Below are 15,379 nucleotides of genomic sequence, written 5' to 3'. Positions count from 1 at the left end.
CTGCACCGCAGCGAAGCAGGACCGGTTCCGGTACCGGCACCGCCGGCGGCGAGCGCTCCGGCGGCCGCCGGGGCGAGGGCCGTCGCGGGGCCGAGCCGAGGAACGAGTTCATCGAGCGCGTCGTCACGATCAACCGCGTCTCGAAGGTCGTCAAGGGCGGTCGGCGCTTCAGCTTCACCGCTCTGGTGGTGGTCGGCGACGGCGACGGCACGGTCGGCGTTGGCTACGGCAAGGCCAAGGAGGTGCCGGCGGCCATCGCGAAGGGTGTCGAGGAGGCGAAGAAGAACTTCTTCCGCGTCCCGCGCATCCAGAAGACCATCCCGCACACGGTCACCGGTGAGGCCGCGGCCGGCGTCGTCTTCCTGCGTCCCGCCGCCCCGGGTACCGGCGTCATCGCCGGTGGTCCGGTGCGCGCCGTCCTCGACTGCGCCGGGATCCACGACGTGCTCACCAAGTCGCTCGGCTCGGAGAACGCGATCAACATCGTGCACGCCACGGTGGACGCGCTGCGCAAGCTCGAGGAGCCCGAGTCGGTGGCGGCTCGCCGCGGCCTGCCCGTCGAGCGTGTGGCGCCCGCCGTCATGCTGCGCAACCGGGCCGAGGGCGAGGCCAAGGCCCGCGAGGAGAAGCAGGCCGAGGCCGGGAAGGTCGGTGCGTGATGGCACAGCTGAAGGTCACGCAGACCAAGTCCGCCATCGGCGGCAAGGACAACCAGCGCCAGACCCTGCGCACGCTCGGCCTGGGCCGGATCGGCAAGAGCGTCGTGCGTGAGGACCGTCCCGAGGTCCGCGGCATGATCGCGACGGTGGCCCACCTGGTCAGCGTCGAGGAGGTCGAGTAACCATGGCAGAGTCCAAGCAGACTCCCGACCGCACCCTCAAGGTGCACCACCTGCGTCCCGCGCCGGGCGCCAAGAGCGCCAAGATCCGCGTGGGCCGCGGTGAGGGCGGACGGCGGGGCAAGACCGCCGGTCGCGGCACCAAGGGCACCAAGGCCCGCAACCAGGTGCCGGCCGGGTTCGAGGGCGGGCAGATGCCGCTGCACATGCGGCTGCCCAAGCTCCGCGGCTTCAAGAACCCCTTCCGCACCGAGTACCAGGTCGTCAACCTCGACCGCCTGGCCGCGCTCTACCCCGAGGGTGGCCAGGTGACCGCGGAGGACCTCGCGGCCAAGGGCGCCGTGCGCGCCGGCCGGCCGGTCAAGGTGCTCGGCAGCGGCGAGGTCGACGTCAAGCTCGAGGTCGTCGCCGACGCGTGGTCGGCCTCGGCCAAGGAGAAGATCGAGGCAGCAGGCGGGTCCCTGACCCAGCCGTGAGCTGCCGCCCGACGGGCGGCCCGGTGACCCGGGCCGCCCGTTCGCGTCGGCGGACATCGACGAGAGCCGCGGCGCGAGACGGTACAGTACGTGGCGGTCCACCCGCCGGCGAGGCACTGCCCGCCGTCGTCACCTACCAGGAGGAAGATTGCTCAGCGCATTCGCCCAGGCGTTCCGTACGCCGGACCTGCGGCGCAAGCTGCTCTTCACGCTGGGGATCATGGCGATCTTCCGCCTCGGCTCGGTCATCCCCACCCCGGGCGTGTCCTACCCGAACGTGCAGCAGTGCCTCGACATGGTCGGCAGCACGAACGACCTGCTCGGCCTGGTCAACCTCTTCTCGGGCGGGGCACTGCTCCAGCTGTCGGTGTTCGCGCTGGGGATCATGCCCTACATCACCGCGAGCATCATCACCCAGCTGCTCCGGGTGGTCATCCCGCGCTTCGAGGCGCTGCAGAAGGAGGGGCAGGCCGGCCAGGCCAAGCTCACCCAGTACACCCGCTACCTGACCATCTTCCTCGCCGTCCTGCAGTCGACGACGATGATCACGATGGCCCGCAGCGGGAACCTCATCCCGGGCTGCCCCGTGCCGCTCATCCCGAACGACTCGTGGGTCACCATCGTCCTGATGATCATCACGATGACCGCGGGCACCGGCCTCATCATGTGGCTCGGCGAGCTCATCACTGAGCGCGGCGTGGGCAACGGGATGTCCCTGCTCATCTTCACCTCGATCGCGGCCGGCTTCCCGTCGGCGCTGTGGTCCGTCGGCGGCGCCGCCAACGGCCTGGCGAACGTCACGATCGTCATCGCCCTGCTCCTCGTCATCACGCTCGTCGTCGTCTTCGTCGAGCAGTCGCAGCGCCGGATCCCGGTCCAGTACGCCAAGCGGATGGTCGGCCGGCGGATGTACGGCGGGTCGAGCACCTACATCCCGCTGAAGATCAACATGGCGGGCGTCATCCCGGTCATCTTCGCCTCCTCGCTCCTCGCGCTGCCCGGCCTGTTCGCGCAGTTCGGGGACCAGACCGAGGGCTGGGTGCAGTGGATCACGCTGAACCTGCTCTCGCCGTCGGCGCCGCTGTACATGGCGATCTACTTCCTCCTCACCCTGTTCTTCGCGTTCTTCTACACGTCGATCACGTTCAACCCCGACGACGTCGCGGACAACATGAAGCGTTACGGCGGCTTCATCCCGGGCATCCGTGCCGGGCGTCCCACCGCCGAGTACCTCCAGTACGTCATCACCCGCATCACCTCCGCGGGTGCGCTGTACCTGGCGATCATCGCGATCTTCCCGGTCATCGTCTTCGCGGCGCTCAACCTGCCCGACACGGTCGGCTTCGCGCTCGGCGGCACCTCCATCCTCATCGTCGTGGGTGTCGGTCTGCAGACCGTCAAGGAGATCGACTCCCAGCTCCAGCAGCGTCACTACGAAGGGTTCCTGCGATGACCGCCCGCCGACTCGTCCTCCTCGGTCCGCCCGGAGCGGGCAAGGGCACCCAGGCCGCCCGGCTGAGCGCGGAGCTCGGGATCCCCGCCATCTCCACCGGCGACATCTTCCGCAGCAACGTCGCCGAACGGACCGAGCTGGGCCGGCGGGCACAGCGGTACATGGACGCCGGGGAGTACGTCCCGGACGAGATCACCAACGACATGGTCCGCGACCGCCTCGCCCAGGAGGACGCCGCCGAGGGCTTCCTGCTCGACGGCTACCCCCGCACCCTCGACCAGGTGCACGAGCTCGACGCCATGCTTCAGGAGCGCGGGCAGCGGCTGGACGCCGTGCTGGAGCTCACCGCCGACGACGAGGTCGTCGTCCAGCGTCTGCTGGGCCGCGCGGCCGAGCAGGGCCGCGCCGACGACACCGACGTGGTCATCCGCCGCCGGCTGGAGGTGTACCACGAGCAGACCGCGCCGCTGGCCGACCACTACGCCGGGCGTGACCTGCTCGTCCGCGTCGACGGCATCGGCACCGTCGAGGAGGTCACCGCGCGCCTGCTCGCCGCGCTGAACGCACGCTGATGCGCGAGCGCATCGAGTACAAGACCGCGGACCAGATCCGGGCCATGCGGCGGGCCGGGCTCGTCGTCGCCGACATCCACGACGCCCTGCGCGAGGCGGCGGCACCGGGCATGTCCACGGCCGAGCTCGACGAGGTCGCCCGCGACGTCCTGGACCGCGCCGGGGCACGCTCCAACTTCCTGGGCTACCACGGCTACCCGGCCCACGTGTGCATCTCCGTCAACGAGGAGGTGGTCCACGGGATCCCCGGGACGCGGGTGCTGCAGGACGGGGACATCGTCTCCTTCGACTGCGGCGCCGTCGTCGACGGCTGGCACGGGGACGCCGCCTTCACCGTCGTCCTGGGGGAGGGCGACCCCGCGGACCACGCCCTGAGCGAGACCACCCGGACCGCCATGTGGGACGCCATCGCCGCGCTGGCCACGGGCGACCGCCTCGACGTGGTGGGGGACGCCGTCGAGGACGCCGTGGCCGGGCACGCGGCCGGGGGGAACGAGCCGCTGGCGATCGTCGAGGAGTACGTCGGGCACGGCATCGGGTCGGCGATGCACCAGCCCCCGGACGTGCCGAACTACCGCACCTCCCGGCGCGGCCCGCGGCTGCGTCAGGGGATGTGTCTCGCGGTGGAGCCCATGCTCGCGCGGGGCAGCGGGCGCACCCGCGTGCTGTCCGACGACTGGACCGTCGTCACCGAGGACGGCGGCCGGGCCGCCCACTGGGAGCACACGGTGGCGCTCACCGAGGACGGCGTGTGGGTGCTCACCGCACGGGACGGCGGAGCCGCTGAGCTCAAAACCCGGAACGTGACCGTCGCCCCTCTGCCATGATATGCGCATGGGTGGCCTGGGGCGGCGGGTTAGGGGGGCGCTTCCCCGTGCCAGCCGCACCGCGCACATACCGGCGCGGGTCCTCGCCGCCCTCGACGCCCGGGCCCCCCTCACCGTCCTGCGCGGGCCGCGCGGCTACGGCAAGACCACCGCGCTCGTCCACTGGCTGACCACGCGTGAGGACGACGTCCCCACCATCTACGTGCCGCTGGACGCCGAGGCCCGGCTCGCCGCGGGGTTCTGGTTCGCGCTCCACGACACGCTGACCGACGCCGGGCTCGGCGTCGACGTGGCCGCGACCGGCACGGTCGACGCCGAGCACGGCGAGGCCGAACGGGCGGCCGTGCTGCAGGCCCTGCTCCAGCACGAGGAGCCGCTGCGGCTGGTCCTCGACAACTTCCACGAGGCCGGTCTGCTCGACGGCCGCAACGAGGTCGACGAGGACCTCCTCGAGCTCGTGCGGACGAGCGCCGCGCTCGAACTCGTCGTCGCCACCCGGGCCCTGCGCTCCCTGGAGACGGTCGGGGCGCTGTCCGTCGACCTCATCGTCGTCCGCCCCGCCGACCTGGCGATGCAGCCGGAGGACGCGCGGGCCCTGGCCGAGCGGCACGGTGTGGCGATGACCGAGGACCAGGCCGACGAGCTCGTCATGGAGCTCGGCGGGTGGCCCGCGGCCGTACGCACGTGCATCACCGCCGCCGCGGTCGGGGGACACTTCGCCACCGTGGAGGCGGCCACCGTCGACGGCTACATCGAGACCCTCCTCGCCGACCTCCGGTCGGCCAGCCTGCGCGAGTTCCTCATGCGCACCGCCGTCCCCGACGAGTTCTCCGCCGCCGCGGCCCGCGCCATCGTCCCCAACGGCACCGCCATCCGGGAGCTGCGCAACCTGCGGCTCGGGGGACTGCTGCGCGAGCGGGAGACCGTCGACGGGCTGCGCTACTCCTACCCCCCGGCCATCCGCGACGCCATCCGCCGGGTGACCGCCGAGCAGTACCCGGAGGTCGAGCGGGAGGTCCACATCGCCCTCATGGCGCTCGCCGCCCAGGAGGAGGGCCCCATCGGGGTGCTGCGGCACGCGGTGCGGGCCCGCGAGTGGGACACCGCACTGCGGATCATCGAGGAGGAGTGGTCCTCGCTCGTCACCCGCCACCCGCAGAGCCTCATCGAGATCGCCGTGCAGTTCCCGCACGACGTCGTCGCCTCCGACCCCCGCCTGCGCGTGGTGCGGCGCCACCTGCCGCGGATGACCGGTGGCAGCGACGGCGGACCCACCTGGGCCCCGGCCGGGGCGGGATTCGTCGACGCCGCCGTGCGGCAGCGCTGGCGGGAGATGAGCGAGACCACCGACGAGATCCTCGTCCTCGTGCAGTCCGGGGTGGCCGCCATCTTCGCCGGTGAGAACGACGCCGCCGCCTACGCCTTCGAGCGGGTGCGCGACCACGGGCTGACCCACGACGACCGCACCGCCCGGCTCCTGGGCATCGCCGGCCTGCTCACGGCCAAGACCATCCACGGCGAGGCCGACCTGGCCCTGGACCTCCTGGAGGACCCCGAGCTCGCCGACGTCGTCGCCGGCGGGGAGGACGACGACGTCAGCCAGCTCGTCCGGGTCGGCGGGCGCATCATGCGGGCCATCGCCTCCATCGACGCCATGCGGCCGGACGTGCACGACGCCGTCGAGGCGATCGTCGAGCCGGCCCGGCGGGACGAGCTGTGGGCGCTGGCGATCAACGCCCGCGGCATGTACGCCTCCATATACGGCAGCAGCGAGGACCAGGCCAAGGCGATCGGCCAGCTGCGCTCGGCGCTGCGCCACCTCGAGCCGGGCGGCATCGCGGAGTCCACCGTCGGCACCCAGCTCGTCGAGCTGCTCGTCGCCGGGGGGATGGTCGACGTCGCCGAGCAGGTCCTCGACCGCCTCGCCGAGACCTTCGTCTCGTCCTCCACGCGGGCCTACCTCCTCCACTTCCAGGGCCGCGAGCAGGAGGCGATCGACGTCGCCACCCGCGGCCTGACCGACCCCCGGATGACCGCCCGCAGCCGGCTGCTCAGCGAGCTCGTCATCGCCGCCGCGCTGTACCGGCTCGGGCAGCTCACCGCCGCCCGGCAGCGGTTCTCCCGGGCGGTGCGGATCTCCCACGAGACCGGCCAGCGGCGTCCCTTCGCCATGGTCTCCTCGGAGGTCTTCGACGCGCTCGCCGGCCACGACCCCGAGCTGCTCGCGCTGCGCTCGCTCACCCTGGCCGACGGCACCCGTGAGCGGCGCACGACGGCGGCGTCCGGGGTGCTGGAGACGCTCAGCGCCCGGGAACTGCAGGTCCTCCTCGCACTGCGCGACCAGCCCGGCCCCGCGGGGGTCGCCGAGGCCCTGGGCATGTCGGTCAACACCGCCAAGACCCACCTGCGCCACGTCTACCGCAAGCTCGGCGCGGCCAACCGTGACGAGGCGGTCATGCTCAGCCGCGGCCTGGTCTCGGAGCGCCGGTAACCGTGAGTGCGCGCGGCTCCTACCGGAGCAGGCTGCCGCGTGTCCCGAGCATCTTCTGCCCCACGCCGGCCGCCCAGGAGGTGGTCCGCGACCTGCCCCCGCTGACCGTCCTGCGCGCGCCGCGCGGGTTCGGCAAGACGAGCACCGTCGCCTTCTGGCTGCGCAGCGGTGCGCTCGACGACCGCGCCGCCGCCTGGATCAACCTCAACCGGCCCACCGACGCCGAGGAGCTCTGGGCCGCGCTGCACGACACCCTCGTCGCCGCAGAGCTCGCGGCACCCGAGGCAGCACCCGGACCAGAGTCGGTCACCGACGCGCTGCGGCACCTCACCCAGCGGCTCGTCCTCGTCGTCGACGGCCTCCACCACGTCCAGGACACCACCGTGGACCGCACCCTGGTGGAGATCATCCAGGCGCACGAGCTCGTCCACGTGGTCGCCACCTCGCGGGTGGAGCGACCGATCACGAGCATCGGCGCGACGACGGTCGACACCCGGGTCCTCGACGTCGCCGAGCTCGTCCTCACCGTGGACGAGGCGCTGCTCCTGGCCGAGCAGCTCGGGCTGGACGCAGCCCGGGACGACGTGGCACGGCTGGTGGCGGAGTACGCCGGCTGGCCCGCCCTCGTGCGGGCGGCGCTGCTCGACACCCGGCGGGGACCCGACGGCCGGCTCGTCACCGACCGGGCGGCCGCCTCCCGGTACGCGGCGCTCGTCCTGTCCGACCCGGAGCTCGCGCCCTGGCACGACATCGTGACGGGGCTCGCGGTCCCCGACCTGCTGCGGCGGGAGGACCTCCCGGCGCTCTTCGAGGACCCCGAGGACCGGGCAGCGGCCGAGGTGGTGCTCGAGCACTCCTTCACCCTGGTCCGCAGCGACGAGGGGTTCCGGTACCCGGCCGGGCTGCGCCACGCGCTCCTCGAGCACCTCGCCGCGGAGCGCCCGGAGCGGTACCGGGAGCTCAACGAGCGGCTCGGCCGGCTGCGCCGCGCCCAGCACGACCCCGTCGCAGCGCTCGAGTACGCCCGACGGGCCCAGGCCTGGCCGCTGGCCCTCCTCGTCCTGGAGGAGCACTGGGCCCAGCTGCTCCGGCGTCACACCGACCACGTCCGGGCCGCCGTCCTCACCATGCCGCGCGACCTGGTCCGCTCCAGCCCGCGTCTGGTCGTCGCCCGTGACCACATCCTCGACCGGGACGTCCCCCACCAGGCGGAGGCCGCCCTGCGGGGCGGGCTGCTCCTGCCGGGCCGGACCCTGCCGGCGCACGCCCTGACCACGACCCAGCGCCTGGCCCTGCGGTTCGAGACCAACCCCACCTACGGGGCCTCCGAGGTGCTGCTCGGTCACCTGGACAGCTCGCTGACACCGGGCCGGCCCGCGGACATGGACCCCGAGACGTGCCGGGCGGCCCCCGAGCTGCTCACCGAGTGGGCGCTGTCCCTGCTCTACGACAACGACGGTGTCCAGGCGGCGTACGCGTTCGCCCTCGCCTGCCGGTGCGCCGAGGCGCTCGGCGACGCCGCTGCCGCCCGGGAGGCGGCCGGCGGTGTGGCACTGTCCCTGGCCCTGCTCGGCCACACCCGGTGGTCGGACCGGTGGACGCGGCACATGGCGAGCTTCGACACGCAGCCGGCGGGTCTGGAGCTCATCGCCGCGCCGCTCACCCGCACGGTCCTCGCGGCGCTCCGGCTGGAGGAGGTCTCCTGGCCCGAGCTCCCGGACGTGCACAGCCCGGGGCTGACGCCCCTGGTCGAGCTCAGCCGGCTCGCGGCGTCCTTCGGGGACATCCTCATGGGCCGGCTCGGGCGGGCCAGGAGTGAGCTGGAGCGGCACACCGCCCAGCACCTGGAGGACGTGGAGGAGGTCCTGCGCGCCGCTGTGCTCGCGCTGCGGGTCGACCTCGCCCTCGCCGACGGCCGTATCGACCGGGCGGGTGCCTACCTCGCGGAGGCGAACGGCGACGGTGCGTGGAACCGGGCCAGCCGGGCCCGGCACGCGTTCTACGTCGGCGCCTACGCCGAGACCCTGCGGCTCACCGAGGACGCCGCTGCCTACGCGGGGCTCCGTCCGCGGGTCGGGCTGGAGCTGCTGCTCCTGCACGCCTGCGCGGCGCTGCGGGCGGGAGACCGGGACGCTGCGGTCGACCACCTCGCCACCGCGGTGGGCATCGGCAGCGACACCGAGGTGCTGCTGCCGTTCCTCACCGTCCCGCGGTCCGACCTCGAGGCGATCGCCGAGCCGGGCTCGTGGGCCCACACGTTCCTCGACAGCCCGCCGCTGACGGGGCGGGACACCGTGTTCCCGGAGCCGTTGCGGGTGGAGCAGCTCAGCGCCGCCGAGTTGCGGGTGCTGCGGGAGCTGAGCGACGGGCTGCCGCTCGCACACATCGGACGACGGCTCTACCTGTCGGAGTCGACGGTGAAGACCCACGTGCGGCGGATCTACCGCAAGCTCGGCGTGACGAGCCGTGGCGAAGCCGTGACGCGGGCCCGCGAGCTGGCCCTCCTCGAGGACCAGCGGTAGCCGTTTCCCGGAGGCGTCGGCGCCGTTGACGACGCCCCCGGGAGCTCGTGGTGGGGCCGGTCAGTAGGCCCCGTCGCCGCGGATGACGGCGCGCGCCGTCCGGAGCAGGATCCGCAGGTCCATCGCCACGCTCCAGTTGTCGGCGTAGCGCAGGTCGAGGCGCACGGAGCGCTCCGCGCTGAGGTTGGAGCGACCGCTCACCTGCCACAGCCCGGTGAGGCCGGGCTTGACCTGGAGCCGCTGGGCCATGTCGGGGTGGTACTCGGCGACCTCGCTCGGCAGTGCCGGACGCGGGCCGACCAGCGACATGTCGCCCCGGACGACGTTCCACAGCTGGGGGAGCTCGTCGATCGAGAAGCGGCGCAGCGTCCGCCCGACCGGGGTGACCCGCGGGTCCTCGCGGATCTTGAAGAGCATGCCGTTGCCCTCGTTGCGCTCGCGGAGCTCGGCGAGCCGCTCCTCCGCGTCGAGGTACATCGAGCGCAGCTTGTAGATGGTGAACGGCCGTCCCTGCATCCCGATCCGGGTCTGCGCGAAGAACGCCGGCCCACGGGAGGTCAGCCGCACGGCAGCACCCGCGCCGAGGATGACCGGCAGGGCGAGGAGCAGCAGCACCGTCCCCACCGTCCGGTCGACGACCGCCTTGGCGAGCCGCTGGGCCCGCGACTCGGCCACCGCGACCGAGAGGAGCGGGGTGCCGGCCAGCGGCTCGAGGTGGAGCCGGCGGGGCAGCACGTCGCTGAGCGGCGGCAGGACGAGCAGCTCGACCGGCTCGTTGCGCAGGCACCAGCCGAGCCGGCGCAGCTCCGTGGCGTCCATCGCGTCGGCGGAGACGATGACGGCCTCGACCGCCAGCTCCGACACGAGCCGCGGGACGGCGTCGTAGGAGCCCAGCACGGTGCCGGGCGGCTCCCCGGGGCCCTCCGGGGCGCACACCCCGACGATCGTCAGGCCGTGGCAGCGGGCGTCGTCCAGGGCGTCGAACACCGGGCGCAGGCTGGGCAGCGGGCCGACGAGGAGGGTGCGGCGGGTCAGCCGTCCCTCCGCCCGCAGACGACGGGCGACCGTGCGCTGGAGCAGACGCGTGAGGGTCGTGAGCACGGCGGTGAGGACGAGCGCCTCGAGCACCAGCGCGTGCGGGACGTCGAGGATGCCCAGGCCCTGGAGCACGAGGGACACCACGGCGAGCACACCCGCCACCGGCAGGATGCTGCGCAGCTCCTCCGGGCCGATGACCGCGTGCTGTCGTCGGTAGCCGTGGTAGAGCGCGGTGGTGGCCACGAGGCCGGCGGCCGCGAGGACCCCCAGCTCGACCGCGTCGACGAGGCCGTACTCCCGGACGCACAGGGAGGTGACGACCGCGAACGTCACGAGGAAGTCCGTCGTGGCCATGATGAGGATGTAGGCACGTGCGGCCCGCCGCCACGACAACTCGCGCCGCGGGACCCGCGGGTGGTCCGCCGGCGTGGCGAGCGGCTCGTCGGGGTCGTGGGGGTGGAGGGTCTCGGGACGAAGGGTCACGCCACCCACCCGATCGCTCGCATCCCAGGAGCAGGGGACGCGGTGGGCGTGAGGGGCATGCCGGGGCCATCGCAGCAACGCGTGTCCACCGCCACCTCCAACGTCAGGTCGTTCCCGGAGCGGCGTCGCTCCAGGGAGAGGGGGAGCCGGCCACCTGGACCGTCCTCCGTGTGGCCATGAATCTGGCACGGTCCACGGCACGCGGGCGGGGCGGTGGCGGATGACCTGCGGATGAGCCGGCCCGGGTGCTCCGGGGTGATCGGGGTGACGGGTGATGCCGTGTGGCTCGGGTCACCCCCGTACGGGGTGGGTGTCAACCGCCGATCATCCGCGCCGCCCTCCTGACGCCGGGGACGGACGGTGATTGGCTGTGCCGTGCACACCGGCCCCATGACGGCACCGCCCGGTCGTCGTGGGGCCGGTGGCTGAGCCTCGGCGCTACCTGTGCCGGAGCCGGCCGACGGGCGGGAGCGCATCGCGCTCCCGCCCGTCGGTGTCTCGGGCCGTCGAGGCGGGCCGGCGGACGGGTGGCGGCGCTGCTCACCCTGGTCACCCGTTGCGCATCATGTGTGGTTCATCTGCGCGGACCGTTGTCCTGGGCTGCGCTCCCATGGTGCACTGGGGCAGTTCCCGCTCGGCGGACGGTCCGAACCGGACCCGACGTGCAGTGCGGGAGGGCGGACCGGGCATCGCTGCCCGGCCGCTCGCAGTCGGACAGAGGAGGCCCCGGGGTGGCGTCGGACGGCACCGCAGACGCAGGAGGGCCGCGGCGCCTGACGGCTGGTCGAGACGGAGGTTCGCGCATGACCGCACCGGCCGACGTCGTCCTGATCACGCGCTTCAACCTGCCGTCGGTCGGCCTGGAGGAGTACATCCGAGCGGAGGACGGCTGGCTCAACGACCGGGTCCGCCTGTTCGAGCGGTTCTGCCTGCCCTCGGTACGCGCCCAGTCCGTCAGCGAGTTCCACTGGCTCGTGTACTTCGACCCCCAGAGCCCACAGTGGCTCCGTGACCGGATCCACCGGTGGCAGGACGTGGTGACCCCGGTGTACCGCGCCGAGGTCGACGCGGCGGGCCTGCTCGCTGACCTGCGCCGGGTCAGCGGTGCGACCGCGCCTCGGCTCATCACCGCGAATCTCGACAACGACGACGCCCTGGCCTCGGACTTCGTGGCGCGGCTCTGCGCTGTCGAGCCGGCGGCGGCGCCGTGCGTGATCTACCTCGTCTCCGGACTCGTCCTGGCCGGGAACCTCACGTACCTCCGGCGTGATCCCGTCAATGCATTCTGTGCCGTCTCGACCACCTGGGACGCACCGGCGACCTGCTGGGCGGGGCCACACAACACGTTGGGGCGGATCATGCCGGTCCAACGCGTCGGTGGCGGACCTGCCTGGCTACAGGTCGTGCACGGCCGGAACGTCAGCAACCGGGTCCGCGGCAAGCTGGTCTCGCCCGATCCCTTCCGGGCCCGCTTCCCGGGGGCGCTCGACGATGCGCGTGTGCCCGGGTTGAGCCAGGTGATCCGCGACCGGCTCCTCTTCCGACCGGCCCGTGAGGTTCGCGACGGGTGCCGAGCGGGTATGCGTCGGGGACTGGTCTGGGCGCTCGGGCAGGCGAAGTACGACCGGCTCAAGGCTGTCGGTGGGCGCGCCCTGCTCGGTCGACGCGCCCGGTCCGCCGCTCAGGGTGGGCCGAGCGACGTCCATGACGCGCATACCACTGCCCGCAGATGACGACGTCGGGGGCAGATGTCGAGGTACGACGGTCGGATCGGAGGGTCACGAGCAGAGATCACCCTCAGGGATTCCGCCTAACCCTCGCGGCGGACCGGAATCATCCGCAGGTCGCAGACAAAGCTCGTGGGACGTGGGCCGTCACTGCCTAGGCTCCGGGGCAGGGCGGTTGCTCCCGTCGTGCCCACGACGTCCGAGTGCGCCATTCCACTCCACTGGAGGAAGCGAGTCCGATGACCCTCCGCGAGCTTTCCTCGTCCCTGCCGGCAGCTGCGCTGGCAGCAGTGCTTCCGGTCGCGGGCCTCGTATTACCTGCCGCCGCCGACCCGGTGCCCCGGACGGCTGACCAGGAGGTCGTGGCAAGGCAGGTGGTCTTCCGGACGACCGAGGGGAGCGCCTGCGACGGCGAGCAGTCCGTGTTCGTCCCGGTCTCAGAGCCGGACGTCGACGTCGACGTCATGGTGGACGAGAGCTGGGTCGACGCCGCAGTCGTCGACGAGGGTGAGACCTCGCACGAGGAAGAGTCGCTGACGGTCACGAAGGACGGCGGCGAGGGCACCGTCGAGGTCACTGTCAGCGCGGACTGTGCGAACCTGCCCGTCGGCGTGCACCGCGCCACGGTCGAGGTCGTGGACGATGACGCCACGGCAGTGGTCGAGACAGCGGTGGTCGTCAACGCCGACCTCCCGGTCACGCTCGCGGACTGGCGTGACGGGCACAGCGGCGCGTTCTCCGTCTCGACCGACGACGGCTGGTACGCCGGCTACGAGGAGCTGCTCTGGTTCGGCTACGGGGGCACGTTCGTCGCCAACGGCACCGAGGCTCCCGAGCTCTATCCGGAGATGCATGCCAACGGTATGGAGCTCGGCGCGCACCTGGTGAGCCACCCGTGCGTCGACGTCACCGAGCAGCAGCTGCGCTACGAGATCGAGGCGAACGTGGCCGGCATCGCCGCGGCCACCGGGTCGCTCGACGACGTCGTCTCCCTCGTGTGGCCGTGCGGGCACACGAACTCGGCGGCACAGGAGGTCGCTTCCGAGTACTTCCTCTCGGCGCGTGGTTATCACATCAACGCGCTCGAGGACCCGACGCCGAGCAACTTCATGAACCTCAAGAGCTTCAACTCCCACGAGCACGAGCCGTACCCGCCCGAGGACCTGCGGTCGATCGTCGACGCGGCCGAGGCAGAGGGCAAGTGGGCGAACCTCGTGCTGCACGGCTACACGAACGACGACGGGGCCATCGGCTACGCCACGACGAAGGACGTCTGGACCGCCCCGATCGGCACCGTCGTGAAGTACATCCTCCAGCGCGACCGGACGGTCATCAGCAACTACGCACAGGCGCCCGAGGCGATCACCTTCGACTACGCGCGTCTGCCGATGCCCGTCACACCCGAACGGGACTTCGAGGACGCCGTCACCCCCGACGACCTCGTGACCTTCGAGGTCGACACCAGCGGCGCCGCCTACGTGACCGAGGTGCTGGTCGACGGCCGGCGCGTCCCGCACGACGTGCGCGACGGCGGCGACCGCACCCTGTTCAGCGCCCCGGTCGGCCTCCAGCCCCGGTCCGTCACCGTCGCGACCAGCGACATGGTGCCCCCGGTGCTCAGTGTGGCCCCGCAGGAGCTCCGGGCGACCGTGCCCACCGGGGAGGGCGAGGAGCTGTCGTTCACGGTGTCCAACGCGGGGAGCGGCTCGTTGACCTGGTCCACCACGGTCGAGGAGGGGGAGGAGTGGCTGACGGCCACGCCCGCCTCGGGCAGCGGCCAGGGCACCGTCCTGGTCGAGGTTGACGCCGGCGACCTGGAGCCGGGCACCTACCAGGGCTCCGTCCGTGTCGACGCGGGACCCGGCGCTGCGGGCGGCCCGGTGTCGGTGGGGGTGTCGGTACGGGTGCTGGCTGCGGGCGTGACGCACCTGGTGCTGGACTATGCGAACCGGGCCGAGCTGGTGGCCGACGGGTGGGACTTCACGGCGCGGACGGCGTCGGGCGGGTCGCGCGACACGGAGGTGGGCAGCGGGGCGGTGGTGCAGTACTCGCCCGACGGGGTGAAGGTGCCGGCCGATGCGGGTGACGTGTGGGCGGGGATGAACAACACCGTCAACACCCTGTTCCGGGACCTGCCGGCGACGTGGACCAGTGTCCAGGCGCGGGTGAGCTTCGCACCGACGGCGAACTGGCAGCAGGCGGGGCTGGCGGTGTACGGCGACGACGACAACTTCGTCTACGTGACGCGCAACTTCAACTTTGCCCAGCGCATCTCCATGGTCTCGGAGACCGACCAGGTCCCGGTGATCCTCGCCGAGCCGACCGTCTCCGCGACCCAGGGCATCCTGCTGCGGCTGCAGCGCGCGAGCGGCGACACGATCACCGGGTCGTACTCGGTGGACGGGACGACGTGGACGACGCTGGGCACCACGACGGCGGACCTCACCAACCCGCGGCTGGCCCTCATCACCGGCGCCTCACCCGGGGGACTGCCCCTGGCCACCTACCACGACGTCACCGTCACGGCGAGCACCCAGCCCGTCCTCGCCGTCTCCCGAGCACAGCTCGCGGCCTCGGTGCCGGCCGGCGGCTCGACGACGGACTCCTTCACCGTGTCGAACGAGGGCACCGGGACGCTGGCGTGGACGGCCTCTGTCACCCAGGGGGCCGCGTGGCTCTCGGTGTCCCCGAGCTCCGGGACCGGCCCGGGAACGGTCGAGGTCTCGATCGACGCCGACGGTCTGCCGGCCGGCGCGCACCAGGGCACGATCGTGGTCGCCGCCCCCGGGGCGACGGGGAGCCCCGTGACCATCCCGGTCGCCCTCGACGTGCTCGGCGACGGGACCACGCACCTCGTGCTCGACTATGCCGGCCGCGCCGAGCTCCTCGCCGACGGCTGGGACTTCACGGCGCGGACGGCGTCGGGCGGGTCGCGCGACACGGAGGTGGGCA

At 72.7% G+C, this 15,379-nt stretch carries 11 protein-coding genes; 10 read left to right on the top strand and 1 reads right to left on the bottom strand.

Going from position 1 to position 15,379, the window contains the following annotated elements:
• The 8 genes from rpsE to Q0195_RS00770 form a co-directional block, all read left to right on the top strand.
• Window positions 1–659 (top strand): 30S ribosomal protein S5 (rpsE, locus tag Q0195_RS00805; protein WP_299273258.1); only part of this gene is annotated, 659 nt, incomplete at its 5' end.
• Window positions 659–841, top strand: coding sequence for a 50S ribosomal protein L30 (rpmD, locus tag Q0195_RS00800; RefSeq protein WP_299273256.1), 183 nt, complete (start codon window positions 659–661; stop codon window positions 839–841). The genes rpsE and rpmD, both read left to right, overlap by 1 nt.
• Window positions 842–843: 2 nt before the next feature.
• Window positions 844–1,314, top strand: coding sequence for a 50S ribosomal protein L15 (rplO, locus tag Q0195_RS00795; protein WP_299273253.1), 471 nt, complete (start codon window positions 844–846; stop codon window positions 1,312–1,314).
• A gap of 148 nt (window positions 1,315–1,462) precedes the next feature.
• The gene (gene secY, locus Q0195_RS00790; RefSeq protein ID WP_299273251.1) at window positions 1,463–2,767 is read left to right on the top strand and encodes a preprotein translocase subunit SecY; all 1,305 of its coding nucleotides are present in this window, start codon (window positions 1,463–1,465) and stop codon (window positions 2,765–2,767) included.
• The gene (locus Q0195_RS00785; protein WP_299273248.1) at window positions 2,764–3,339 is read left to right on the top strand and encodes an adenylate kinase; all 576 of its coding nucleotides are present in this window, start codon (window positions 2,764–2,766) and stop codon (window positions 3,337–3,339) included. Before secY ends, Q0195_RS00785 begins: the two co-directional genes overlap by 4 nt.
• Window positions 3,339–4,166 (top strand): type I methionyl aminopeptidase, encoded by an 828-nt coding sequence (map, locus tag Q0195_RS00780; RefSeq protein ID WP_299273245.1) that lies wholly within the window; start codon window positions 3,339–3,341, stop codon window positions 4,164–4,166. The genes Q0195_RS00785 and map overlap by 1 nt, the downstream gene beginning before the upstream one ends.
• Before the next feature lie 7 nt (window positions 4,167–4,173).
• Window positions 4,174–6,657 carry a LuxR C-terminal-related transcriptional regulator gene (locus tag Q0195_RS00775; RefSeq protein WP_299273243.1) on the top strand — a complete coding sequence of 828 codons (2,484 nt, stop codon included), beginning with the start codon at window positions 4,174–4,176 and terminating at the stop codon, window positions 6,655–6,657.
• A gap of 2 nt (window positions 6,658–6,659) precedes the next feature.
• Window positions 6,660–9,179: a LuxR C-terminal-related transcriptional regulator gene (locus Q0195_RS00770; protein WP_299273240.1), complete on the top strand. Its 2,520-nt coding sequence runs from the start codon at window positions 6,660–6,662 to the stop codon at window positions 9,177–9,179.
• Window positions 9,180–9,239: 60 nt separating this feature from the next.
• Here Q0195_RS00770 and Q0195_RS00765 read toward each other — a convergent pair whose 3' ends face one another.
• Window positions 9,240–10,700 carry a sugar transferase gene (locus tag Q0195_RS00765; protein WP_299273238.1) on the bottom strand — a complete coding sequence of 487 codons (1,461 nt, stop codon included), beginning with the start codon at window positions 10,698–10,700 and terminating at the stop codon, window positions 9,240–9,242.
• Window positions 10,701–11,503: 803 nt separating this feature from the next.
• On the opposite strand from Q0195_RS00765, the gene Q0195_RS00760 reads away from it, so the two are divergent.
• Both Q0195_RS00760 and Q0195_RS00755 read left to right on the top strand, forming a co-directional pair.
• The gene (locus Q0195_RS00760) at window positions 11,504–12,433 is read left to right on the top strand and encodes a glycosyltransferase (RefSeq protein WP_299273236.1); all 930 of its coding nucleotides are present in this window, start codon (window positions 11,504–11,506) and stop codon (window positions 12,431–12,433) included.
• A gap of 356 nt (window positions 12,434–12,789) precedes the next feature.
• Window positions 12,790–15,379 (top strand): BACON domain-containing carbohydrate-binding protein (locus Q0195_RS00755; RefSeq protein ID WP_299273234.1); only part of this gene is annotated, 2,590 nt, incomplete at its 3' end.

Source organism: uncultured Georgenia sp. (assembly GCF_937958535.1).
GTDB lineage: Bacteria > Actinomycetota > Actinomycetes > Actinomycetales > Actinomycetaceae > Oceanitalea.
Note: the sequence above shows the minus strand (reverse complement) of the source record. Positions and strands in the feature narration are given on the sequence as shown.

What these genes read in the sequence shown, in the direction of transcription:
- rpmD (WP_299273256.1), top strand. Translation starts at nt 659, where the DNA reads ATGGCACAGCTGAAGGTCACGCAGACCAAGTCCGCCATCGGCGGCAAG.
- rplO (WP_299273253.1), top strand. Translation starts at nt 844, where the DNA reads ATGGCAGAGTCCAAGCAGACTCCCGACCGCACCCTCAAGGTGCACCAC.
- Q0195_RS00785 (WP_299273248.1), top strand. Translation starts at nt 2,764, where the DNA reads ATGACCGCCCGCCGACTCGTCCTCCTCGGTCCGCCCGGAGCGGGCAAG.
- map (WP_299273245.1), top strand. Translation starts at nt 3,339, where the DNA reads ATGCGCGAGCGCATCGAGTACAAGACCGCGGACCAGATCCGGGCCATG.
- Q0195_RS00775 (WP_299273243.1), top strand. Translation starts at nt 4,174, where the DNA reads ATGGGTGGCCTGGGGCGGCGGGTTAGGGGGGCGCTTCCCCGTGCCAGC.
- Q0195_RS00760 (WP_299273236.1), top strand. Translation starts at nt 11,504, where the DNA reads ATGACCGCACCGGCCGACGTCGTCCTGATCACGCGCTTCAACCTGCCG.